The 21,136-nt window shown below is 66.3% G+C and carries 19 protein-coding genes and 1 tRNA gene; 6 read left to right on the forward strand and 14 right to left on the reverse strand.

Annotation, left to right across the window (positions count from 1 at the left end):
* Nucleotides 1-7: 7 nt before the first annotated feature.
* Nucleotides 8-1,327 (reverse strand): ABC transporter substrate-binding protein, encoded by a 1,320-nt coding sequence (locus MTS1_RS12960; RefSeq protein WP_023954698.1) that lies wholly within the window; start codon nt 1,325-1,327, stop codon nt 8-10.
* 198 nt (nt 1,328-1,525) lie between these two features.
* On the opposite strand from MTS1_RS12960, the gene MTS1_RS12965 reads away from it, so the two are divergent.
* Entirely contained in the window at nt 1,526-2,956 is a 1,431-nt protein-coding gene (locus tag MTS1_RS12965; RefSeq protein ID WP_023954700.1) for a carboxylesterase/lipase family protein, read from the forward strand.
* A 105-nt stretch (nt 2,957-3,061) separates the two neighbouring features.
* Nucleotides 3,062-3,451, forward strand: coding sequence for a hypothetical protein (locus MTS1_RS12970; RefSeq protein WP_023954702.1), 390 nt, complete (start codon nt 3,062-3,064; stop codon nt 3,449-3,451).
* A gap of 15 nt (nt 3,452-3,466) precedes the next feature.
* On the opposite strand, the gene MTS1_RS12975 is transcribed toward MTS1_RS12970, so the two are convergent.
* From MTS1_RS12975 to MTS1_RS12985, 3 genes are read right to left on the reverse strand one after another with little or no spacing between them, the layout of a single operon-like run.
* Entirely contained in the window at nt 3,467-3,925 is a 459-nt protein-coding gene (locus MTS1_RS12975; protein ID WP_023954704.1) for a DUF805 domain-containing protein, read from the reverse strand.
* Nucleotides 3,926-3,959: 34 nt separating this feature from the next.
* Nucleotides 3,960-4,952, reverse strand: coding sequence for an SRPBCC domain-containing protein (locus MTS1_RS12980; protein WP_023954706.1), 993 nt, complete (start codon nt 4,950-4,952; stop codon nt 3,960-3,962).
* On the reverse strand, nt 4,949-5,194 hold the full coding sequence (locus MTS1_RS12985; RefSeq protein ID WP_023954708.1) for a helix-turn-helix domain-containing protein: 246 nt from the start codon (nt 5,192-5,194) through the stop codon (nt 4,949-4,951). The genes MTS1_RS12980 and MTS1_RS12985 overlap by 4 nt, the downstream gene beginning before the upstream one ends.
* 127 nt (nt 5,195-5,321) lie before the next feature.
* On the opposite strand from MTS1_RS12985, the gene MTS1_RS12990 reads away from it, so the two are divergent.
* Together MTS1_RS12990 and MTS1_RS12995 are read left to right on the forward strand one after the other, a co-directional pair.
* Nucleotides 5,322-6,386 (forward strand): hypothetical protein, encoded by a 1,065-nt coding sequence (locus tag MTS1_RS12990; RefSeq protein ID WP_023954710.1) that lies wholly within the window; start codon nt 5,322-5,324, stop codon nt 6,384-6,386.
* Nucleotides 6,383-6,769 carry a GntR family transcriptional regulator gene (locus MTS1_RS12995; RefSeq protein WP_023954712.1) on the forward strand — a complete coding sequence of 129 codons (387 nt, stop codon included), beginning with the start codon at nt 6,383-6,385 and terminating at the stop codon, nt 6,767-6,769. Before MTS1_RS12990 ends, MTS1_RS12995 begins: the two co-directional genes overlap by 4 nt.
* A 13-nt stretch (nt 6,770-6,782) precedes the next feature.
* Here the strand turns inward: MTS1_RS12995 and MTS1_RS13000 are convergent, their stop codons facing one another.
* The 10 genes from MTS1_RS13000 to MTS1_RS13040 form a co-directional block, all read right to left on the reverse strand.
* Nucleotides 6,783-7,190, reverse strand: coding sequence for a hypothetical protein (locus tag MTS1_RS13000; protein ID WP_023954714.1), 408 nt, complete (start codon nt 7,188-7,190; stop codon nt 6,783-6,785).
* A gap of 31 nt (nt 7,191-7,221) precedes the next feature.
* Entirely contained in the window at nt 7,222-8,865 is a 1,644-nt protein-coding gene (locus tag MTS1_RS13005; protein ID WP_023954716.1) for an ABC-F family ATP-binding cassette domain-containing protein, read from the reverse strand.
* 75 nt (nt 8,866-8,940) lie between these two features.
* Nucleotides 8,941-11,067, reverse strand: coding sequence for a DUF262 domain-containing protein (locus MTS1_RS13010; RefSeq protein WP_023954717.1), 2,127 nt, complete (start codon nt 11,065-11,067; stop codon nt 8,941-8,943).
* A 175-nt stretch (nt 11,068-11,242) separates the two neighbouring features.
* Nucleotides 11,243-12,130 carry a phospholipid scramblase-related protein gene (locus tag MTS1_RS13015; protein WP_023954719.1) on the reverse strand — a complete coding sequence of 296 codons (888 nt, stop codon included), beginning with the start codon at nt 12,128-12,130 and terminating at the stop codon, nt 11,243-11,245.
* A 243-nt stretch (nt 12,131-12,373) separates the two neighbouring features.
* Entirely contained in the window at nt 12,374-12,601 is a 228-nt protein-coding gene (locus tag MTS1_RS13020; protein WP_023954721.1) for an RNA-binding S4 domain-containing protein, read from the reverse strand.
* 176 nt (nt 12,602-12,777) lie between these two features.
* Nucleotides 12,778-13,821, reverse strand: coding sequence for a DUF6615 family protein (locus MTS1_RS16540; RefSeq protein WP_023954723.1), 1,044 nt, complete (start codon nt 13,819-13,821; stop codon nt 12,778-12,780).
* Nucleotides 13,822-14,192: 371 nt separating this feature from the next.
* Nucleotides 14,193-16,739 carry a GIY-YIG nuclease family protein gene (locus MTS1_RS13025; protein WP_052007874.1) on the reverse strand — a complete coding sequence of 849 codons (2,547 nt, stop codon included), beginning with the start codon at nt 16,737-16,739 and terminating at the stop codon, nt 14,193-14,195.
* Complete coding sequence (locus MTS1_RS13030) at nt 16,736-18,238, reverse strand: Eco57I restriction-modification methylase domain-containing protein (RefSeq protein ID WP_023954725.1); 1,503 nt, start codon at nt 18,236-18,238, stop codon at nt 16,736-16,738. The genes MTS1_RS13025 and MTS1_RS13030 overlap by 4 nt, the downstream gene beginning before the upstream one ends.
* A gap of 29 nt (nt 18,239-18,267) precedes the next feature.
* Entirely contained in the window at nt 18,268-18,933 is a 666-nt protein-coding gene (locus tag MTS1_RS13035) for a hypothetical protein (RefSeq protein ID WP_023954727.1), read from the reverse strand.
* 827 nt (nt 18,934-19,760) lie between these two features.
* Nucleotides 19,761-19,832, reverse strand: a tRNA-Arg gene (locus tag MTS1_RS13040).
* A gap of 85 nt (nt 19,833-19,917) precedes the next feature.
* Between MTS1_RS13040 and MTS1_RS13045 the strand changes: the two genes are divergently transcribed.
* Both MTS1_RS13045 and MTS1_RS13050 read left to right on the forward strand, forming a co-directional pair.
* The gene (locus tag MTS1_RS13045; RefSeq protein WP_144083420.1) at nt 19,918-20,556 is read left to right on the forward strand and encodes a hypothetical protein; all 639 of its coding nucleotides are present in this window, start codon (nt 19,918-19,920) and stop codon (nt 20,554-20,556) included.
* A 117-nt stretch (nt 20,557-20,673) separates the two neighbouring features.
* Nucleotides 20,674-20,955, forward strand: coding sequence for an iron-sulfur cluster assembly accessory protein (locus MTS1_RS13050; RefSeq protein ID WP_023954731.1), 282 nt, complete (start codon nt 20,674-20,676; stop codon nt 20,953-20,955).
* Nucleotides 20,956-21,136: the final 181 nt, after the last annotated feature.

Below are 21,136 nucleotides of genomic sequence, written 5' to 3' on the forward strand. Positions count from 1 at the left end.
GCTCGGTTCAGTCGGCGACCGAGATCCCCTTCGCCGTCATCTCGGCCACCATCCGCTCCTGCACCGCGGCGTAGGCCTCGGTGAGCGGGGTGCCCGACTCGACGGCGGCGGCGACCTCGTCGAGGAGGCTCGCGTTCAGCGCGTCGACCAGCGGCGGCCACTGCCAGTCGCGCGCGACCTGCTCACTCGACTCGGCGAAGACATCCCAGATGTCCTGGCCGCCGAAGAACTCGAACACCTCGGGGGCCGACTGGATCGAGGGGATCGAGTCGACGTCGGCGATCGCGGGCCAGCCTGCGCCGTTCTCGGTCAGCAGGCTCACGCTGTCGAGGTTGCTGTTGAGCCAGAGGGCGAATTCGGCCGCCTGCTCGGGGTGCGCCGACCCCTTCAGCACCACGTTCGCGGAACCGCCCGACCAGCTCGCCGAGCGGGGGTTCGCCTCATCCCACTGCGGCATGAGTCCGACCGACCACAGTCCCGAGGTTTCGGGGGCGTTGTTGCGGATGATCGCGTCGGCCCACGAGCCGCTCATCCACGAAACGATGCGCCCGGCCTGCACGTCGGCGAACCACTCGCTCGACAGGTCGGCCTGCACCTTCACGAGATCCTCGTCGATGAGGCGCTGCCAGTACTCGGCCATGCGGAGGGTGTCGGGGTTGTCGATCGCGACCTTCCAGGCGTCGCCCTCGACTTGGAACCAGGGCTCGCCCGCCTGCTCGGCGAGGCCTTCCATCCACGCAGCCTGGTTCGGCGCGAACGCCGCGATGTAGCGGTCGGGCGCCGTCGCCCGCACCGCCACGGCGGCCGCATAGAAGTCGTCCCACGTCGCGGGGGCCTCGGTGATGCCCGCCTCGGCGAACACGTCGGAGCGGTAGTAGAGCCCCATCGGCCCGGCCGCCTGCGGGATGCCGTACACCCGATCGTTGAACGTCGTCGCGCCGATCTGCCAGTCGGAGAAGACGTCGACCTCGTCGCCGACGTAATCGGTGATGTCTTCGAGGGCGCCGTTGAGGAGGAACGTCGGCATCTGGTCGTAGCCGACCTGGGCGACATCCGCGGGGTTGCCGGCCTGGACATCCGAGAGCATCTTGGCGTAGCCGCCCTCGGCGCCCGAGACGATCGTCTGCAGCTCGACCTGGATGTCGTCGTGCTGCTCGTTGAAGAGATCGACGGCCTGGTCGATACCGGGCACCCAGGTTTGGAAGGTGAGGGTGACCGGCCCCTCGTCGGCGGGCGCGGAACAGGCCGCGAGCGGCGCGATGACGGCGGCGGTGACCGCCAGCGGGAGAAGGCGACGGCCGCGGAGCCGCCGGGGTGGAGTAGACATCGATGCCCCTTTGCATGTGTGCGACGAGCTGCTCGGGTAGCAGCCGGATTTCACACGCTAGAACCACCGAGAGCGCGCGCACATAGCCGAATGAGCGTGCGCCCTGGACGATCCGCTGATCACCCCCTGAGGACAGCCCCTCTCCGGGACGCCTCATAAGTGGGCCTCATACGGTGGGAGCACACGGAGGGAGCAGGGATGCCGGAGGAAGTCGTGTCGGACGAAGCGCGGGTCAGCATCAGCGGCGGCGAACTGCGAGGCTCGCGCCTGAACGGGGTCGACCGCTACCTCGGCATCCCGTACGCGAAACCGCCCGTCGGCGAGCGCCGCTTCCGGGTCGCCGAGCCGGTCGACCCCTGGGACGGCGAGCGCGACGCGACACGGTTCGGCCCCACGGCCCCGCAGACCCCGTATCCGGGCGACCTCGGCGAGCTGCTCACCGTCCCGACGATCGAGGGCGACGACATCCTCACCGTCAACGTGTGGGCACCGGTGGGAGCGGCGGACGCCCCCGTCGTGCTGTGGCTGCACGGCGGCGCTCTCGAACGCGGCGCCGCCGCGCAGACGATCTACGACGGCACGACGTTCGCCCGAGACGGCATCGTCTTCGTCTCGGCGAACTACCGCCTCGGCGTGGAGGGATTCAGCGTGCTCGACGGCGTTCCCCGCAACCTCGGGCTGCGGGATGCCGCGGCGGCCTTGCGCTGGGTCAGCGACGAGATCCGGGCCTTCGGCGGCGATCCGGCGCGCATCACACTCATGGGCGAGTCGGCCGGCGGCGCTCTGGTCGCCGCGCTGGTGAGCGAACCCCGTTCACGCGCCCTGGTCGCGGGAGCGATCATCCAGTCGGGTCCGCTCGAAGCTGCGGAGCCCGACAAGGCGCGCCGGGCGTCGGATGCGATCGCCCGCGAACTCGGCATCCCGACGACCCGCGAAGCGTTCGCCGCCACGTCCACCGCCGATCTGCTGAGCGCGCGGTCGCGGGCCTCGGCCGGTTCGAGCCCGCTGCGCGGCGCGCCGGGGTTCGTCCTCGCCCTCGACGAGGAGTCGCTGCCCGAGGTGCCCGAGGACGCGCTGACGTCGGCGGACCTGCCCATCATGATCGGGACCAACACCGACGAGTACCGCCTGTGGCTGACCCCCGACGCGATCGCCCGGATCGGGCGGCTGAAGGCATGGGTGGCGCGCCGCGCGATGGGGGTGTCCGAGCGGGCGGCCCGGGCCGTCGCACGCTCATTCCCCGGCGCATCGCCCGGTGAGGTTCTGGGGCAGCTGCTCACCGACCGGATGCTGCGCGCCCCCGCGACCCGTGTCGCTCGTGCGCGCACCGCACCGACGTTCGTCTACGAGTTCGCCTGGCGCAGCCCGGTTCGGGGTCTGGATGCCGCACACGCGCTCGAGATCGGCTTCGCCTTCGACCGGCTCGGCGACCCCGAGGCGCTGCTGCTAGCAGGCTCGGACGCCCCCGCCGACCTCGCGCGCGACATGCACGCGGCGTGGGTCGCCTTCATCCGCGGCGGCGACCCCGGCTGGCCGCGATTCTCGCCGTCGCGCACGACCCGCATCTGGGATGCCGCGCCCCGCGACCTTCCGCAGCGCCGGGTAGAGGTGATCGACGCCCTGAGCTGACCCGGGCATACGCGAAATCCGCCGTGTCGGCTAGGCCCTCTCGGTAATTCGTCGGCGGTGCCAGAGTTTTCGTCCGGACCTCTCGCACCGACGAACGGAGCCGTCATGACGGACGCCAACACCTCACCTGCCACGGGCGACGACGCCCCCGTCGACGATGCCGACGCGCAGACGCCCGTCCCGGAGGCATCCGAGAACGCATCGGGCGTCACCCGCGCCGCATCGCGGGTCGTGCACGGTGTCGCCGATGCCGGCAAGGGCGCCATCCACAAAGCGCAGGATGCCGCGAAGGACGCGCTTCCCGACGCCGTTCCCGACGTCGCGGACAAGATCGTCGATGCCGCGGCCGGCTTCGCCACCGCCCGGATCGATCAGAACGTCAAGATCGCCGACGGGGCGCTCAGCCTCACTCGGCGCACCGGCAAGGCCGCACGGATCGCCGCGGTCATCGCGGTGGTCGCCGTCATCGCCGTGCTCATCGCTCGTCGCTCGTAAGCAACGAGCCCGGAGTCACGCCTCGATCGGGTCGAACCGCGCACCACCGCGCTCGCCCCGGATCGAGAGCATGATCACGAGCGCGATCCAGCCGATCAGCGGCAAGAAGATCAGGAAGAACCAGATGCCGCTGCGGTTCGTGTCGTGCAGGCGACGCCAGGTGACGGCCAGCATCGGCAGCAGCGTGGCCAGCGAGAAGACGAGCACGATGACGTCGGGGAGGTCCTGCACGACGCGCGTGTCGATCGGCCGCCAGTCGCCGGTCGCGAACCCGTTGAGCACCTGGACCACGATCGGGAACAGCACGATGACGAGCATCGGCCACCAGAACTCCGACCGGCTCGCGCGACCGCGGAAGGTCGCGTAGTTCTGCATCCATCGCCTCAGTGCCGCGAGCGGCGGGGCACCGACATACGGGCGGGTGAGCGGCGGCTCGGTGAGACGGTTCGGTCGGGGTGTCGCTTCACTCGTCATTCCCCGAGCCTACGCGGCGCCCTCCCGTGGGCGTCTACCGGAACACGCGCCCGATCGACGCACCGACCTGCGATATCTGCAGCCAGATCGCGAAGTTGTGCAGGGGTCGCATGACCCATCGCAGCGGCGGGAGGCCTCGCCGCGACGCGGTACGTTCCCACGCTTGACGGACCAGCAGGCGGGTGCCGCCGGCGGCGGGTTCGAGTTCGATCCGCATCCGGCGCCTGTTCGATGTCGGAGAATCGGGCCAGGTCGTGACCCACTCGATCGCCGTCGCGGGCTCGCTCGCGACGAGTTCGACACGAGCCCGTCGGCGCTCGGGGTTCACCCGCTGCGGCTTGCCGTTCGGCGCCGTCTCGAGCGCGTACGCGGTCCAGGCGGTGCCCGGCACGGCTATGGCGGGCAGGTGGTCGACGCGCCCGAAACCGAGATCCCATTCCGGCATCCGTGCGGGATCGCTGAGCAGCGCCCACACCTCTGCGACGGGAGCGGAGACATGTGCCGCGCCGGCACCCGAGATTGACCGACCGTTATCGGCGACGCGGGTCGGCAGAGCGGGATAACGCTCCGCCTGATCGAGAAGCTCGCGCACCTGCTGCGGGCTCGTGTCGAGGCGCTGGAGAATCGCCTCGACGAGCCCGCTGCCCTCGTCGACCAGCTCGCGCAGGACCGCGGCGGCATCACCGCGCTTGCCCCCCTGACCCGCACGCCGGAGGACGTCGAGGGCGCGATCGTTCCACGCGAACTCCCCTCGCTCGTGATACGTGATGCGGCCGGGACCGGGCGCTTCGGCCTGCACTCCGAGCGAGGCGAGCTGGTGAGCGTGCTGCTGCTCCACCGCCGTTCGCGTGCGTTCGAGATCCACCCCGAGTGCACGGAGAACCTGACCGGCGACCTGCTCGTTGATCGTCAGGGCCAGCAGGAGATGGTCGATGTCGCCGCTGTGCTCGCCGAAGCGGGATGCCTCCTCAGCGCCGGCGAGAGACAGGTCGTACATCGTCGCGGTCGCGACCGTCAGCTTGCTCATCGGGTTCTCCTCGGGATGTCGATGCTCGGGTCGATCCGTTTGGCGTACTTCTTGTGCACGGCCTGGCGCGAGACGCCGAGCGCATCGGCGATCTCCTGCCAGCTCATGCCGGCACGCAGGCCCGCCTCGACCTGCGCCAGCTCGAGGCGTTCGGTGAGAGAGCGCAGCGATGCGATGGCGCGGAGGCCCGCACGTGGATCACGCGTGTCTGCGGCGACGCCGGCGATCTGGGTGGATTCCATCTAAGCAACCTAGGTTGCTCGTAGTCATCTTGTCAACCTTGGTTGCTCATCAGGTCTGTGCGCCTTTTGTGTCATGCTCCTGATACATTTCGTGTCATCATCGAGGTACAAGTGAAAGGCATCACGCATGCTCATCCCTTCTCTCGCGAGCTTCGGGCCCCTGGATCTCACCGGGGCCATAGCGACGTGGCCTCCGATGTCGTTCGTCCTCGGCCTCGTGGCCGCCGCGACCGTCGTCGCGATCCGGGCCAACACGAGCGGCGGTGACGAGCGCGGCGCCGGACTCCTCGGTGCGCGCCGGTCCGCGGTTCGGCGTCGCTACGCGGGAGAGCACATCGCCCTCGCCGTCGCGGGGGTCGTCATCGCCCTCGGCTTCGTTCTCGAGTTCCTGTTCCGCGGCTACATCTGGGACGGCTCCGGCGCGTCGTGGTGGCGCGTCGCGACACCACTCGTCGTCGCTCTGGTGGGCGTCCTCACCGCGCTCGTCCTGGTCCGCACGCGCGGATCGGGCGCCCCCGAACGGCCCGTGTCGCCACCGGTGCGCAGATCGTGGGTGTCGTTCAGTTCACCGGTGGCCCTCTCCGCCGTGACGGTCGCAGCCCTCGCGCTCGCGGCGACCACCGTGGCGGCTGGGCTCGCGTCGTCGCCCGACGATGCCGGCGACTGGCTCTGGCTCGTCATCCCGATCCCCAACGCCGCGGATGTCGACCCGCTGCGCGTCGTCTTCTACGGCTGGGTCTACGGCGTGCCTGCCCTCGTCGGGCTGGTGCTGCTGGTGATCGCCGCCTGGCGCGCCCTCGATCGCAACGCGGCACGCTCGTTCCTCCGGCCCGAGACCGTCGCGATCGAACGCGCAGCCCGCCGCCGCACCGCGGGCGGGGTCGTGTGGCTCACGACGGGCGCGTGCCTGCTCGCCCTCGCGGGCGGGTGGCGCCTCATCGGCAACGCGGGCTCGACGACGACGCTCGTGATCGACGGTCCGGGCACATCGACCTCGTACGACGTCGCGTGGCGCTACGCCGAGCTCGCTTCGATCGCCGGCGCAACCGCACCGATCGTCGAGATCATCGCGCTCTGCCTGCTTCTCGTCGTCGGCGGATCGCTCGTGCCGCGCGCCGCCCATGCCTCGGCAACCGCCCCGGCATCTGCGGGGCCGGGGTCGTCGGCAACGGATGTCGGGTACGCCCGATGACCCTCACCCGAACTCTCTCCGCGACTGACGAGATCACCCCGTCGCGCGAGATCTACCTCCAGCTGCGCGGCCTCATCGTGTCGGGCATGCTCGCGGCCAACGAACGCCTTCCCACCGTCCGCCAGACCGCAGCCGACCTCGGCGTCGCGCCCGGCACCGTCGCGAAGGCCTACAAGCTGCTCGAGCAGGAGGGTCTCGTCGTCACCCGCACCGCCGCGGGAACCCGCGTCGCCGAATCGGCGGCGGTACTCCCCCGCCCCGTGCTCAAGCGGATCCGCGAGCTGACCGATGAGGCGCTGCGCACGGGCGCGGGGATCGACGATGTCGTGAGCGTGCTGCGGGCGCAGTGGGGCGCTCAGACCGAGCAGCCGCCGGCCGTTTGAGGCGGGGCTCGGGCTACAGCCCACTCCGGATGACGACGACGCTGTCACTGATCTGTTCACGGCCCGGGCGGTTCTCGGCATCCGGCAGGTAGCGGAAGTCGCCCACCTCGATGGCAGGCCCTCCCGTGACGGTCGTTCCGAGTCCGCCCCCAGAGGAGCACGCGGTGCTCTCGAAGCCGCCGTCGCGGAGCTGAATGAGGCAGATCTCGTCGTCCTGGCTCTTCGCGAGGAACAGCTCGACGCCGTCCACTTCGCCGACGAAGCGCGTCGTCTCGGACGCGATACCCTCGATCGCCCGCTCGTCGTCGACGACGTCGCGGTCGGTCTGCTCGGTCGCAAACTCGGGCAGATCGCCTGCCGAGCAGCCGGCGAGCAACAGGATCGGTGCGGCCAGGAGCAGTGCTTTCATCGGCGATCGCATGCCTGCACCCTATCGGGATGGCTGTCGAGACTCAGGCCTCGGTGACGCGGCCGCCCTCGACGTGCCAGCGACGGTTGGTGCTCACGGCATCCAGCATCCGCCGGTCGTGGGTGACCAGCAGCAGTGTGCCGTCGTACGACTCGATCGCCTGCTCGAGCTGTTCAATCGCGGGCAGGTCGAGGTGGTTGGTCGGCTCGTCGAGCACCAGGACGTTCACGCCGCGCGCCTGCAGCAGCGCGAGACCGGCGCGCGTGCGCTCCCCCGGCGACAGCTCGTCGACCGGGCGGAGCACATGATCGGCTTTGAGGCCGAACTTCGCGAGCAGCGTCCGGACCTCGCCGGACGCCATCTCGGGCACGAGCGCCTCGAACGCGTCGGCCAGCGGGCGTGAGCCCACGAGCAGCGAGCGCGCCTGATCGATCTCGCCGATGCTCACGCTCGACCCGAGTCCCGCCGATCCCTCGTCGGGAGTCTGCCGACCGAGGATGGTGCGCAGCAGCGTCGACTTGCCGTCACCGTTGGGCCCGGTGATGCCGATGCGGTCGCCAGCGTTGACCTGCAGCGAGACCGGTCCGAGCGTGAACGAGCCCTGCCGGACGACCGCGCCGTTGAGCGTCGAGACGACGGAGCTCGACCGCGGGGCGGCACCGATCGTGAACTCGAGCTGCCACTCCTTGCGGGGCTCGTCGACCTCTTCGAGCCGGGCGATGCGGCTCTCCATCTGGCGAACCTTCTGCGCCTGCTTCTCGCTCGACTCCGTCGCGGCCTTGCGCCGGATCTTGTCGTTGTCGGGGTTCTTCTTCATCGCGTTGCGGACGCCCTGGCTCGACCACTCGCGCTGCACCCGGGCCCGCGCGACGAGGTCGGCCTTCTTGCCGGCGAACTCGTCGTACTTCTCGCGCGCGTGACGGCGCACGGTCGCCCGCTCTTCGAGGTAGGCGTCGTAGCCGCCGCCGTAAATGCGGTGCGAGTTCTGCGCCAGGTCGAGCTCGAGCACACGGGTGACGCTGCGCGCGAGGAACTCACGGTCGTGGCTGACCAGCACGACTCCCCCGCGCAGGCCGCGCACGAAAGCTTCGAGGCGCTCGAGCCCGTCGAGGTCGAGGTCGTTCGTCGGCTCGTCGAGCAGCACGATGTCGAAGCGCGACAACAGCAGGGCCGCGAGTCCGACGCGCGCCGCCTGACCACCCGAGAGGGATGTCATGAGGATGCCGTCGGCGTCGAGCTCGAGCCCGAGGTCGGCGAGCACGATCGGCAGGCGCTCGTCGAGGTCGGCCGCACCGCTCGCGAGCCAGCGCTCCAGTGCCGTGGCGTACCGGTCGTCGGCGCCGGGGATCGAGAGATCGCCGAGATCGGATGCTGCGGCATCCATCTCCGCCGTCGCCTCCGCGCACCCGGTGCGGCGGGCGATGTACGCGGCGACGGTCTCGCCCTCGACGCGCTCGTGCTCCTGCGGCAGCCAGCCGACGAACGCGTCAGCCGGAGCAAGACTCACGGTTCCCGCCTGCGGCACATCGCGCCCGGCGAGGATGCGGAGGAGCGTCGACTTGCCGGCACCATTGGCGCCGACGACCCCGACGACATCCCCCGGGCTAACTGTGAGATCGACGCCATCGAAGAGTGTGCGGTGGCCGTATCCGCCGGCGAGGCCCTGAGCGACGAGAGTTGCGGTCACCGGACGATTCTTCCATCTGGCGGGGTGGGCTATCGCCTCAGACTTCGCCAGCGAGGTCGAGCAGAAGCGTCTCGACTACGGCTCGGGCATTACGACGCGCTCGTCGACGTCGGACGAATTTTGGAAGTCAGTGCGGACGTCTCGCAATCTCCGACCGTCCGCGACTGCCCAGAAGTACCACCCATTCGTCGCTCCTCGCTGGAGCGCGGAGCCCGCGGCCGAGGGAGAAGTGTAGCGCTTACCGTCGATGTCGATCGCACCGTCCGCGGTGACAATTGCCTGCCTACCCTTATGGTCGCGGTGGGTCGCGAATAGCCTGTCGCCGGGCGCGAGGAAGCCCCCTGCGATCAAGTGCCGTAACTCAACCCAGTCGCCCGCTTTGGTCTGAGGGTCAGCGACCTTGCCGTGGTGCCCTGCGGGGACGGGCCAGACCCGCAACAACGTATCGATGAGCTCTGCAGTGCGCTCATCGATCAGCTCTTCGTTCCACGCGTCTATCTCAGTGCGCTTGATCACCCTGCCGGTCAGAATGATCGTGTTGTGGTCTTGTAACGCGGCTCTCTTTACGGGCCAGGCCCCGTTCGAGACCTTCGAGTTGAGCGACTTGGTCAGGAGCGTGAGGTTACCCAAGCGATGAACCCGAGCCTGCCTCCCCTCGGCCTCGTCAGGAGCGTTGACGGGCCAGGTATCCCGCCAGGATCTTGGGAGCAGGTGTTCGATCGGGTAACCCTTGCGCTCGATTTGAGGCTGACCGGTAACGTCGCGGTAGTGGTCCTCAACTGCCTCAAGCATCATGCGCAGTCGGCCTCGCGGGAACCGTGTATACGCTGCTTCTGTGGTCAAAGCGCGGCGGACCTCTTCGTCGCCGGGCCAATAGGTACTCGTTACGTTGAGGCGCGCGAGATGGGCTGAAACCCGCTCCGCGAGGTCGCTCGACGGCACGTTCGCGTTCGCGGCAATGACGTCAGCGATGATGCGGCCGAGATCACTGCCCGACAGGCGCAGGAGTTGCCGGCGAAATACCCAGCTCTCCGCCGCATTGATGACTCGACCCACCGAGTCCTCTGATGCGCCCCGGCCGGGCTCGTGCAGCCATATGAGGAGCGGCTTGAGCACCTCCACGCCTGCGGCCTGCATACGGTAGACGGCCAGTTCAGCGGCTGTGAGGCTTCCCCCCGGACGGCGCGCTGCTTCCGTCCACGACTCGTACTGATGCGCCTGCATCTTGATGATCGGCAAGAGTTCGGACATCGCATGACCGGACTCATGTTCGACGTAGGACTTGAACCTGGTGAATGTCGACTGAGGGCTGACCTCTTCGCCGGTCCGCGCGACGAGCCACTGGTTGAGGAACAGAGAACTACGGCTCACCAGGTTGCGGCCAACACTCACTTCTTCCATCCAAAACTTGGACTCAAACGGCCAGTCCTCCCGGTAGGCCCTGCGGGTGTCGACACCGTCAGCCTCGAGCTTCTGGAAGACGAAGTTGCGCACTAAATCCGCGGCAGTGAGCGGAGTGCCGCGAGCATTCAGCGTCTCGAAGATCTCCTGTGAGTTCTCGGAAGCTTCCAGCTCGATGGAGACAAGTTGCAGACCGTCGAGCAGAACTGTTGTGAGCTCTTTCGCTTTGATCGGGTACTCAGCCGAGTCGGGCGTACCCAGCCATTGCTGGACGGCCGTCGAGAAGTACTCGTGGGCGCGCACGATCTGCGAATCCGCGTGCGTCAAGTAGGCATGGTCGACCGGCGGATCGGCCGTCATCACCTCGTCGAAGGCCGCACGATCCTTATTATGATGACGGACCTTGAGGCGACTGTCGCGCTCTTCGACATAGATGTCGTCGTTCTGGGTGAGCCGCTCAAGTTGTCCTGAGAGGCGGGCATGTCCGCTCACCGCGAGCAAACCGCAAGCTGCGTCGGCCAGAATCTGGAGCGTTGTCAGACGCTGCTGACCGTCGATGACGTTCCACGTCGTCATGCGCTTACTCTTTGCGTCATGCGCCTGGAGAACGACCGCGCCCATGAAGTGTGTGGCGTTGGAGCGCGGATCGTTGATCCGTAGCTCCGTCACGCGCCGGATGTCATTCCACAACGGGATCCACTGTTCATCCTCGCGCCAAACGTAGGGGCGCTGAAAAAGAGGGACAAGGAAGTGCTGAGGCAAGTTGAACAGCTGCAGCGGTGTTCGCTTGAAAGTCTCCACGAGATCTATACTCCCTCATCGGACGTTCCCGCCGCACACTACAGTCATGTATCACGCCGCCGTCCGCTCGGCGGCAAGTGAACGGGTGATGATCCCTCACTGATGCCGTGTCGAGGCGCACGCGCGTAGCCACGTCGGACGACCAGCCAGTGGCCGAGCGGCGAGGGACTGAGGGTCACCGCGACCGACGGTTCCCGTCGCTGGTCTGCTTCAAGACGGTGTCGACGACGAGTGCGGCGGATACAACCAGGGTCAGGAGCGGATCGACCAGTTCGCGGTGGACCTGCAGAACATAGTTGTCCGCTTTCGTGAACCTCTCTTTGCCGAATCCGGCCCACGTCTTGGTGATACGTGCGATCTCGGAACCGGCCGCGTCCTGGATACTGAAATCCCAGGCCCGCCAATCCTCCGCATTGACAGAGCCGAGCGTCGCGCCGTCGGCTTCCATACGAAAGCGAACGTTAAACCTGCCCCCGAATACCGACGCCATGACGCCGAGACTCTCCTGGGCAAGGTGTCCAACAAGACTGCCATCCGCACGCATCACCGTGACTTTCGACTTCCAGACCGTGGCGGGTCGCGTCAATGTGAGGCGCGGAGTTCCGTCTGCGTCGACGATCTCTAGCCGCTTCGTCGCATTCTCGCGGCCGACCGCTAGGCGAGCCATGCTGATCCCAAACTCGCGCACCCCGCCAACCTTGCGTCCGTGTCGATCGAAGACGGTGTACTCAGCTTTTCTCTCGAACAGCTTGGCCTTCTGGTTGACCACCAACACGCGTTCGGTGAACAGGGTCCCCCCGCCACCTTCCGCCTGCTCCGAAATGCCGAGCCTCCGGACCTGCTTGAGCACTCTCGCGTCGGCTGGAGTCTGGCTGCTGCGCAACGGCGCGGAACTCTGCGCCTCCTGAAGCGCACCGCCGGCGGGCGGCATCACCACAGGTGGATCGATCGTCTGTTGACCACGAGACCCCACGTGCTCCGTCCACTGAGCGCCGTCCCAATACCGGTGCTCATAACGTCCGAACGGGTCCGAGAACCAACCGGGGGCGACATGCTGCGACATGAAGCTGAGACTACTGCCGGCCCTCGCAACCGGCGCACTGCCTGCGCTCATCAGTCTCGACTTCGTTGTCGGAGCCGACGTTCTCATCGCGATCGAAACGGCTTTTTGTTGTCCTGGAATCTGCCGTCGGGCGTAAGGAGGGCGAGGCCCCACCGATTCTGCTCTTGGACGTGGCATCCCCTCCGCCAGCGGCACACGCGTCCCGGAGAACGCCCGCTCGAACCTCGCGACGGCGCCTCGGCGCTACGGACGAACCCGAGCCCCGCGTCCGTCGAAGACGACGACGTCGTCGTGCTGCAGCTGGCGTCCGCGGCGGCGGTCGACCTCGCCGTTGACCGTGACGAAGCCGTCGATGATGGCTTCCTTCACGTCACCGCCCGAGTCGAGCAGGCCCGCGAACTTCATGAACTGGCCGAGGCGGATGCCGTCGCTGCCGATCGAGACGTCGATGATCCGGGGAGTTTCAGCCATGCCGAAATGCTAGCCGAGCGCTACGGCCGCAGGAACAGGACCTCTCCCGGCCGGACCTCCTTCTCGGCCATCAACTCGCCGTTGTGGGCGAACAGAGTGATGCTTGTGCGCACGCCGAGAGGGCGAAGCGATGCGCTCTCGCTGTACGTTCTGCGTGTCACCCCGGCGCGCTCGTGTCAGCCCGAGAGAGCAGCTGGGTTCAGACGGTCAATATCGATAACGGAGACGACATTCGGGAGCGCCGACGCATCGGATTCGGATCGATCGAGAGAAATCGACCTCGATGGCAAGTGCACGGAATGATCGTCAGCGAATGCTTGGACGCGTTTTTCCGCGCCGTATTGCGCGGCGACCTCCGGGCGGCCTGACGCCGCTCCATCGTCATAAAGGTCGGGAACGTCGTCACCCTTGTTGGGTCGGCCTCGGACATTCACATTCAAGCGGCCCACCAGCGATCCATCGAACTCATCTCCATCACGTCCGACGATCGCCTTGACATACTCAGGAATTTCTCTGTGGCAAATCTCCGCAGATTCGTCCACGAGCCAGAAATTGTCGATCGAGGCTGCCTCCGCGGAAACTCGACGGTTCGCTAGAGAGTCCACCACCGAAGCGAGCGACTCCCCGCGCCGGAGGCGCGAGACCAATCCATCGAAGACGTTTGCCCACGGCACACTACCGGGCAGGTGCGCGGCTGCCGCAAGCGTGGCCCGCTTTGCATACCCTGGCTTGAACGTCTCTTGGACTCGCCTAGCTATCTGGGCGCTGCAACCAGCATGCTTCTCGACGGCAACCCCAGCTGGCGGGCTTGCTGCGTAAAAGATGTATAGCGGCAAGTACCGACAAACCGTATCACCGGGGTCGGGGTTCAGAAGTCGCTGCATCTGATCGCCCGTGCGGTTTGGGTGCCCAAGATGCTCGAAACTGCCTCTCGAACTCAAGATCTTCGCCTGAACTCGGATCTGGAGCCATTTGTCACCGTGTCCGATCAACCACTCCCAGTCTGCCCCGGTCCTTGCCTCGTCGGGCTCGTTCGTCACGACGTAGACGCCCTTCGTCCAATAGTCGCGGAGTGCAAAGAAGTTGAGCTCGCTGGCCGTGACCTCGCCGAGCCGGAGCCGATACCCTCGCGCCCGTGAGTAGTGCACCATGTCCCAGATCTGCCGGGCCTGAGCGTTCATTGCTTCCTGCATGCCTAGGAAGAAGTCGAGTTCGGTCACCCACTCAGGATGCCAGATTCGCAGACGCGTTGGTGAAGAGCTGGCGGAGCCGCCCGCGAGTCAAGAACCGCGATGAGGAACTTGGCGATAGCTGCAGGTCTCGCGCCTATCCTGCAGCACGGACGCCGCCGCGCCTCGCTATGCAGTGCTGCATCGTGGTTCCCGCTCCTGTCACCGGATTCCGCTTTCTGAGGCGGAACCTCGTCCGGTCGTTTACGGTGACCAGTCCCAGCGCGTTGTCGTCAGGTCCACGGGTCACCGAACGCGCTTGGAGGATGACCGCTTCCGGCACATCCGGCGGAAACGCCCTGTAGAGTCTCGAGGAATCTAACCGGGTCCCTCAGCTTTCTTCGACGCTAACACCAATCGGCTTAATCGGCAATTGCTAGTTCATCGACATCTGAGCTCTTATCCCAGAGACCGACCTTGCGCATAGTCAATGCCTCGACACCGCTCTCGTTGGCGTAGCGGAGCGAAGCATTCTCGAACTGGCGGAATTGCCAGATGGCGGCATCCATGTGGTTCGCGTTGAAGATGCCAATTTTCGCGAGCATCTCGAAGTCCGCGATGGTGAGGCCCGTGACTCGCTCGAATAAGGCGGGGTCTAGCGACCGGATGACATGCGCCAGAGCCTCTTCGCGGAAGTCGGTGAGGTACATGAAGACGGGAACGCGCACAACGAACTTCTGCAGCTTCTCGCGGAGCTCTGCCCGCAGCTTGGCGGTCTCCTTCTTCTCCTTCTTCTCATTCACGTCGAGCCCCTTTTGCTTCTCGCGCTTGGCAGCCTTCAGCTTCTGGGTGGAGGTGATGACCTTCTGGACGTCCGAGGAAAGGTTCCGGAAGCCCTCGATCTTCTCGAGCGACTCGAGCAGGTCGGCGTTGTCGAGGAGCCGCGTGAGCGTGGACTCGTTTATGTCGACGAGCAGCGGCGAATTCCACCGGCTTGCGAGCGCTGTGGCTCCGATACCGGCGGTGGCCCAGTTGAGCGCATCCGTCGCATCAAGCTCGTGCATGCGCCCGCCGTCGAAGGCGAAGATGGGCAGGTAATTGATGAGTTCACCCAGCACTTCCGCCGCGGTCTGCTCCTCCCCTGTCGCGAGCCGCGTGCCGTACTCGGCCAATAGCGACAGCGCCCTGTTGGGATCGAACTCGAACACGTAGCAAGTGTCCTTATGGACGACGCGCGGGTGGTCGGCCGGCTTGTCCGACCACGGCGACTGGACACGGAAGGCTGCCTGGAAGTAGGACTCCGGCGACTTCAGCGAGCGGAGCATAAAGATGCTTGCCCACTGCTTGATGGTCACGCCGGTCATGAGCTTGCCGCAAGAGAGCGTGATGGAGCCCGACTTGCCCTCGCTCTCCGCCTTGTGGATGGCCTCGTCGACCGGAGGCTTAGCGGCGGCACCCTGTCCCGCCCGTCCGCCAGCGGCGACATGGATAACGAAACCGGAGTAAAACGGGTGCGTCTCGAGCATGGCCTTCATCGCGAAGCACGACGCGACGTCATTCATATACCAGACGCTGTGCTTCACGGCACCGCTGAACCGCTGGTCCTCGTATGGGAACGGGGGCTTCGCACCGAGCAGCTCAGCCTTCATCTGGGAGGCGAGTTTGCCACGCAGCATGTCGAGGAACTGCGCGACCTGCGTTGGCGCGGCGAACTCGTAGTCACTTCGGCCACCGCCTCCCACCTTGCGAGCGCGGAAGTATTCGTTCAGCGAGAAGCCGTTGAACTCGCCGTCGTCGGCGAACTCCTCAGCCGTCTGCGACATCCGGTACGTGTACATCTCCATGCGCGGCAGGTCGATGTACGGATTCTCGCCGCGGTCGGCAGGCCACTGCTCCTTGTGGCGCTGTTCGTCGATGTACGTCCAGTTGTAGACCTGGTCCTCGCCGAACTCACCGTTGGTGATGGCCCGGAACGGCGTGCCGGACAAGTAAAGGTAGTTCCGCGAGTTCAGACCGAGGTCGGCCTCGGTGACCTGTTCCTCGGGCTCCTCCGCCTCGGCCAGCTTTTTGTCTGCGGGGTCGTAGAGCTCGCGTGCGCTCTCGCGCCACGCACCGAAGTGGTACTCGTCGATGACGATGACGTCCCAATCCAGGAGATGGATGGGCTCGTTGCGTTCCTTCACGGCGCCCGCGACGCGGCCATTTAGGTCTTGGAAGGATGCGAACCAGACGAACGGATCCGCACCGTCGGCGATGGCCGCAGCCTCACTGACCGGGACGGTCGCGTCGACGAACTTCCAGCCCTCGAAATCCACGTGGCCGAGCAGGTCGTCCTTCCACGCGCCGTGGACCGCGGGCTTGTACGTCAGAACAAGCACCTTCGACCACTCCATCTCGCGTGCGAGCTGGTACGTGGTGAAGGTTTTGCCGAAGCGCATCTTCGCGTTCCACAGGAAGTGCGGAGGCCGCGTATCGTCACGATGCTCGAGTAAGTACGACGCAGTCTCGGCGACAGCCGCCTCCTGCTCGGGCCGCATACCGAAGTCGAGCGTACGCGTCGGGTCGAAGCGCCGACCGGCACGGACGACACCAATAGCAGCCTTGACCTCGACAAGCGTCGCCTCGAACCACTCGCCGCCGACGCGCCGGATACCGGCCGCGGCGAGCGCGCGGTGAACGTCGTAGTCGCGGAACGTCGACCCGTCTGTACGTACCGCAGGATCGTCGAGGAGGATGTCTACGCCGGTCAGGCCGGGGTAAGCAGTGTTGAGCTGTTGGTGAATGCGCTGCCGTGCCGTCGGCTTGGTGGTCTCGCCGACCTTGATGACGCCCACCCCAGTTACAGGACCGGCCTCAGTGTCGCGCTGCCAGGACTGGTCCTTGCGCCCCGGGACGGTGTACGCGTAGACGCGTCGTGCTTGGGCGCCGCTGCCGACGGTCTCGTCGACATCGGCGACGACGAGGCTCACTCGGACACCTCGGCGTTGGCGGGCATCTCTCGTACCTGCGACTCGATAAACGAGATCTCGTCATCCGTCAGGTCGTATCGCCCGTAAAGGGCCTCATCGGTCCACGCGCGGTCGAGCGGCACTTCCGGGACGAAGGAGTAGACCTCTTTAGTCGCGTGCTGTGTGGACTTGCGGAGGGAGACAAGGAAGCGAACGAATCGCGTTCGGAGGTAGGTGGCGTACCACTCAGCCTCGGAGCTCGCGTCGAACCTGCCTGCGACGAGGTATGTCTCGCTACACGCTGTACCGGGACCGGCCACGACAGGCTTGCCGAGAAACATCGTCTCCACTGCCGCGCTGGTTCCTTGGACGGCGGTCATGAGGACCTTCCAGTCGTCTACCCACGCATCGTTCTGCTGGACGGTGGACCGCTCAACCCAGGAGACCTTCTGGGAGCCGTGTAACTTGACCGGGTCCTGGAGCTTGTCCTTCCTGGCGACGCCGTGGTGGTTCGTAGGAAATCCGAACGGCTTTCGGCTGGAGACACGCGCGTCGAGGGTGGGTTCCTGCTTGGCCCGGACTTTCTCGAGGATGCTCACGGCCTCGTTGCGTCGGACGAGCACATCGAACTCGTCGAGGTATCGCGCGGCCGGTTCGCCTACCGGCTTGCCGTCCCACATCGTCTGAACCGTGCACGGGCCGTTGTAGTCGCGCTGCCAGAGGAAGTACGAGACACCGCCGCGAATCTTCACGCCGGGGAAAGCGTCGTAGAGCTTTGGGTAGTCGACGAGCTTCTTCATCCGGCGGTCGGCGAGCATCCGGGCGCGGTACTTGTCGAGTCCCTTGCCGCCGGCGAACCACCGGGACGGGGTAATCATGACGACGTATCGGGGTTCCAGGTCGATGGCCTTCTCAACGAAGTGCTGGTAGATGGGCGCAGCGCTCGCGCCGTGCCCGCCGTCCTCCAGCTGAAAGGGCGGGTTGCCGACGATGACGTCGAACTTCATTTCCTTGTGCTCCTCGGTGGGGTAGGCGCCGTGGATGAACGCGTATGCGTGATTCTCCAGCGCGCTTCCGCGCTCGATGTCGTCGGGCGATCCGCACTGCGTGCAACGTCCCCGGCGATTGAAAGTGTGCTCGGCGTAGACGAAGGGAAGGTTTCCCGCAGCCTCGTCGAATACGACGACCGAGTTCTCGCTCGACGCGTCGCGCGAGTAGTACAGGCTGCGGCGTCCGATGGCGCCCGTGAGTTCGGTGATGGCAGAGCCGAACAGCATGTTTCTGAAGATGTGGTCTCGGCGCCGCTCGAAGTCAGGCTCCCACTCCGCGAGCCCATCCAGCAACCGTCGGGCAGCTTCCCGCAGGAAGATTCCCGACTTCACCCCGGGGTCGAGCCAGCGATAGTCCGGCTTGGACCACACCTCGGTGGGCAGCAGGTCGAGCATCGCGTTGGCCACCTTCGGTGGCGTCGGCACTTCGTCGTTCGACAGCTGGGCGAGCGAGTCGAGGATGTCGGGCACGTGCCGCCTCGCATGTTGAATGGTCATGCTCATCGGGTTCCTCCGACCGTCGGTGTGGGGTGGAGCGCGAGTTCCGTGTAGTGCACGGGAACGGCGTCTTGCTCAATGTCGAAGATGCCGAGCATTCCGGGTTGCTCCACCATCGGTGACCACTGTCGGACGAATGTGTGTCCGCGTGAGGGTTGGTAGTCCACGAACCGGATGGAATCGGCGTCGGCGAGGCTGTCTGCGCGGATGATGTTGGTCTCGAGAATGGCTTCTACCGCATCGGCGAAGCCCATGGTCGCTGCCTTCGTGTTGACCTCCATGTCGAGGTGCGAGTTGACGACGGCACGCAGGCGGTCCTTTGACTCGCCGACGTTCTGCGCGTCGATGTCGATGGCGTAAATGGAAGCGAGCGCGCGGAGGGTTCGGTGTTCGAAGCGCGCCCCGGTCCCGTACCGAGCGACGGTGACGTGCCTCAACTTGCGGACGAGAATCTCCTCGAGGAAGTTGCCTGAGCCGCAAGCGGGCTCTAGGAACTTCCGGTCAGTGTTCTCGGGGTGCAGCTCGCTGGGAAACATGTCGTCGACCAGCCCGAGCATCGCGTCCACCTCGCGCTTGTGCGTGTAGACCTCAGCCAGCTCGCGTACGCGCTGACGGGACTTGATTTGCACTCGCTGGAGAGGTTGCTTATCCGGTATGGGCGTCGCCATCGAGACTCCTCACTGGTGGCTCATGGGCGCCGAGACCACGCCTCACCGCCACTTACTCACCCTATGGCGCGCCGGGGACATACGTAGGACTGGTCAGCTGAGGAGGGGATAAGCACGCTGCGTGTATCCTCCTCGCGCATCGACCTCTGTGGGAAGCTCTGCGTCGACGACCCAAGCGTCCGGCGAGCAGTCCGCCACTCATGCATCACGAGAACCGCCCCGGCAGTCGCGCGTGCGCCGGTGAACGAGGGCTCATGCTCGCCGTGGCTGAATCATCGAGGCGGCGTGGCGCATAGCCAGCATGCCGCGAAAGAGGGCCGAGGCTTGGCATGGGGTGGGCGTCCGCAGGTAGCGGCATCAGAGAGTGCGCGAGCCAGGACGAGGCCGGGGCGGACGTGTCTTTGCCTCCTTGAGCTATGCGCGTGGGTGCTCGGAGCCAAAGACGGATCATCCGTGTGCTGCAGACGCCATGTCAACGTGAATCTCGGCATCGCAGGCGGACTTCTGTTTGCTGCGAAGGAAGCACCGGAACGGGAAGTCCGATCTGCTTGATCGTCAGGATCAGCAACAGCCGAGCCATCCAGCCGCTTCTAGCTCGCAACGGATCGCCGAACTCTGTCCCGGCTTTCGCGGAGCGGCATGAGTTTACGCTTGGGCAGCCCCGAGTCACCGCTGCCGACGCCGCGGGTAGCACCCCGTCCTGTACTGAGTGACACGGCACCTTGAGCTCAGTCTCAGCTGACGTCGCTCCCCCAGTTCGGGGAAGCCTTTGCACTCACGCTGCAGCAGTGAAGCCGAAGCGGACGCCGTCACGACCTCGACAAACGTGCCCCTGGAGGGATTCGAACCCCCGACCCGCTCCTTAGGACGGAGTGGCTCTTCCACTGAGCTACAGAGGCAAGGCACCCCAAGTCTAGACGGCCGCGGGCCGCGGCATCCCGCCCCTCCTCAACCCCAACGCACCCCCGCCCTATGCTGACCAGCGTGACCCGAGACACCCCAGCGAGCGCGCCAGCGCGCAGGCCGCTGCGGACGGCGCTCGGGATCCTGGCCGCGTTCGTCCTCTTCTTCGCCACGATGGCCGCCTGGATCGGCGGACTCGTCGCGTTCCACGCGCTCGGAATCCCGATGCAAGGCGACGAGTGGCTCGGCTGGGTGATCGCGGGGCTCATCGCCCTCGCGGTGTGGCCGCTCGCGCGACGGCGAGCGCACCGCGAGTTCTGGGCTCAACAGCACCACGGCGCCATTCCGCCGAGAGCGTCCGTGACGACACCGGATCGCGCTCTGCGCATCCTCGTCATGGTCGTCGGCGCGGCGGGGCTCGTCGCGCTGTGCGGGCCGCGCAACATCACCCTTGCGCTGGCCGAGGCGTGGCAGATCATCGCTCCGGGCGGACGGTCATCCAGCGCGCTCCTGCAGCTGATCGGTCTGCTGCTGTGCTTCGCGCTGATGGTTCCGCCGATGCTCATCACGCAGCGGAGCCTGCGCCGCACCCCGCTCGATCATCCGGATCGGCTCAGCCTCGAGCTCCGGCAGAACTGGTACGTCTCGGCGGGAACCGCATGGGTCTGCTGCTTGCTCCTCGGGCTGATCATGAGCTTCGTTCTCGCCAGAACCCTCTGACGCGGTAGTCGTCCGCCGACCTTCAGAATCCCCTGGGAGTCGGCGCTCACGTTTGCGCTCGGCTCGGATTCTCGGAATCGTGGCGGGCTCCGCAGCAATCCACGGAAGGAGAGCTTCATGCTCACGCTCACCGAGAACGCCGCCACCGCGGTGAAAAACCTCACCGCCCAGATCCCCGCCGAGACCGGCGGTATCCGTATCAGCGACTCCGGCTCCCCCGAGACCGGCTTCGCCCTCTCCCTCGCCGAGGCCCCGCACAGCGAGGATGCCGTCGTCGAAGCCGACGGTGCCCGCATCTTCGTCGACCCGGCCGCAGCCCTTGCGCTGGACGACCGCGTGCTCGACGCACAGGTCGACGGCGAGGGCGCGATCAGCTTCGCGCTCGGAGTCCGGGGCTGACACCCCGACAGACTTCGAGAGCCCCGGCATCCGCATCCTCAGCGCGGAGGCCGGGGCTTTCGTCTGTCCGAGCGACAGCAAAGTGAGTCCAGGATGCGACGCGCATTCATTCCCGGCGACAAGCGAAATTTGAGCATGGCCCGCCGTCGGGCATATTAGAAGGGTCTCATCTGAAAGGCCC

The sequence above is a fragment of the Microbacterium sp. TS-1 genome (assembly GCF_000509385.1).
Classification (GTDB): domain Bacteria; phylum Actinomycetota; class Actinomycetes; order Actinomycetales; family Microbacteriaceae; genus Microbacterium; species Microbacterium arborescens.

Excerpts from the sequence above, each read along its gene's own strand:
- MTS1_RS12960 (WP_023954698.1), bottom strand. The coding sequence starts at position 1,327 with ATGTCTACTCCACCCCGGCGGCTCCGCGGCCGTCGCCTTCTCCCGCTG.
- MTS1_RS12965 (WP_023954700.1), top strand. The coding sequence starts at position 1,526 with ATGCCGGAGGAAGTCGTGTCGGACGAAGCGCGGGTCAGCATCAGCGGC.
- MTS1_RS12970 (WP_023954702.1), top strand. The coding sequence starts at position 3,062 with ATGACGGACGCCAACACCTCACCTGCCACGGGCGACGACGCCCCCGTC.
- MTS1_RS12975 (WP_023954704.1), bottom strand. The coding sequence starts at position 3,925 with ATGACGAGTGAAGCGACACCCCGACCGAACCGTCTCACCGAGCCGCCG.
- MTS1_RS12980 (WP_023954706.1), bottom strand. The coding sequence starts at position 4,952 with ATGAGCAAGCTGACGGTCGCGACCGCGACGATGTACGACCTGTCTCTC.
- MTS1_RS12985 (WP_023954708.1), bottom strand. The coding sequence starts at position 5,194 with ATGGAATCCACCCAGATCGCCGGCGTCGCCGCAGACACGCGTGATCCA.
- MTS1_RS12990 (WP_023954710.1), top strand. The coding sequence starts at position 5,322 with ATGCTCATCCCTTCTCTCGCGAGCTTCGGGCCCCTGGATCTCACCGGG.
- MTS1_RS12995 (WP_023954712.1), top strand. The coding sequence starts at position 6,383 with ATGACCCTCACCCGAACTCTCTCCGCGACTGACGAGATCACCCCGTCG.
- MTS1_RS13000 (WP_023954714.1), bottom strand. The coding sequence starts at position 7,190 with ATGCGATCGCCGATGAAAGCACTGCTCCTGGCCGCACCGATCCTGTTG.
- MTS1_RS13015 (WP_023954719.1), bottom strand. The coding sequence starts at position 12,130 with ATGTCGCAGCATGTCGCCCCCGGTTGGTTCTCGGACCCGTTCGGACGT.
- MTS1_RS13020 (WP_023954721.1), bottom strand. The coding sequence starts at position 12,601 with ATGGCTGAAACTCCCCGGATCATCGACGTCTCGATCGGCAGCGACGGC.
- MTS1_RS13035 (WP_023954727.1), bottom strand. The coding sequence starts at position 18,933 with ATGGCGACGCCCATACCGGATAAGCAACCTCTCCAGCGAGTGCAAATC.
- MTS1_RS13050 (WP_023954731.1), top strand. The coding sequence starts at position 20,674 with ATGCTCACGCTCACCGAGAACGCCGCCACCGCGGTGAAAAACCTCACC.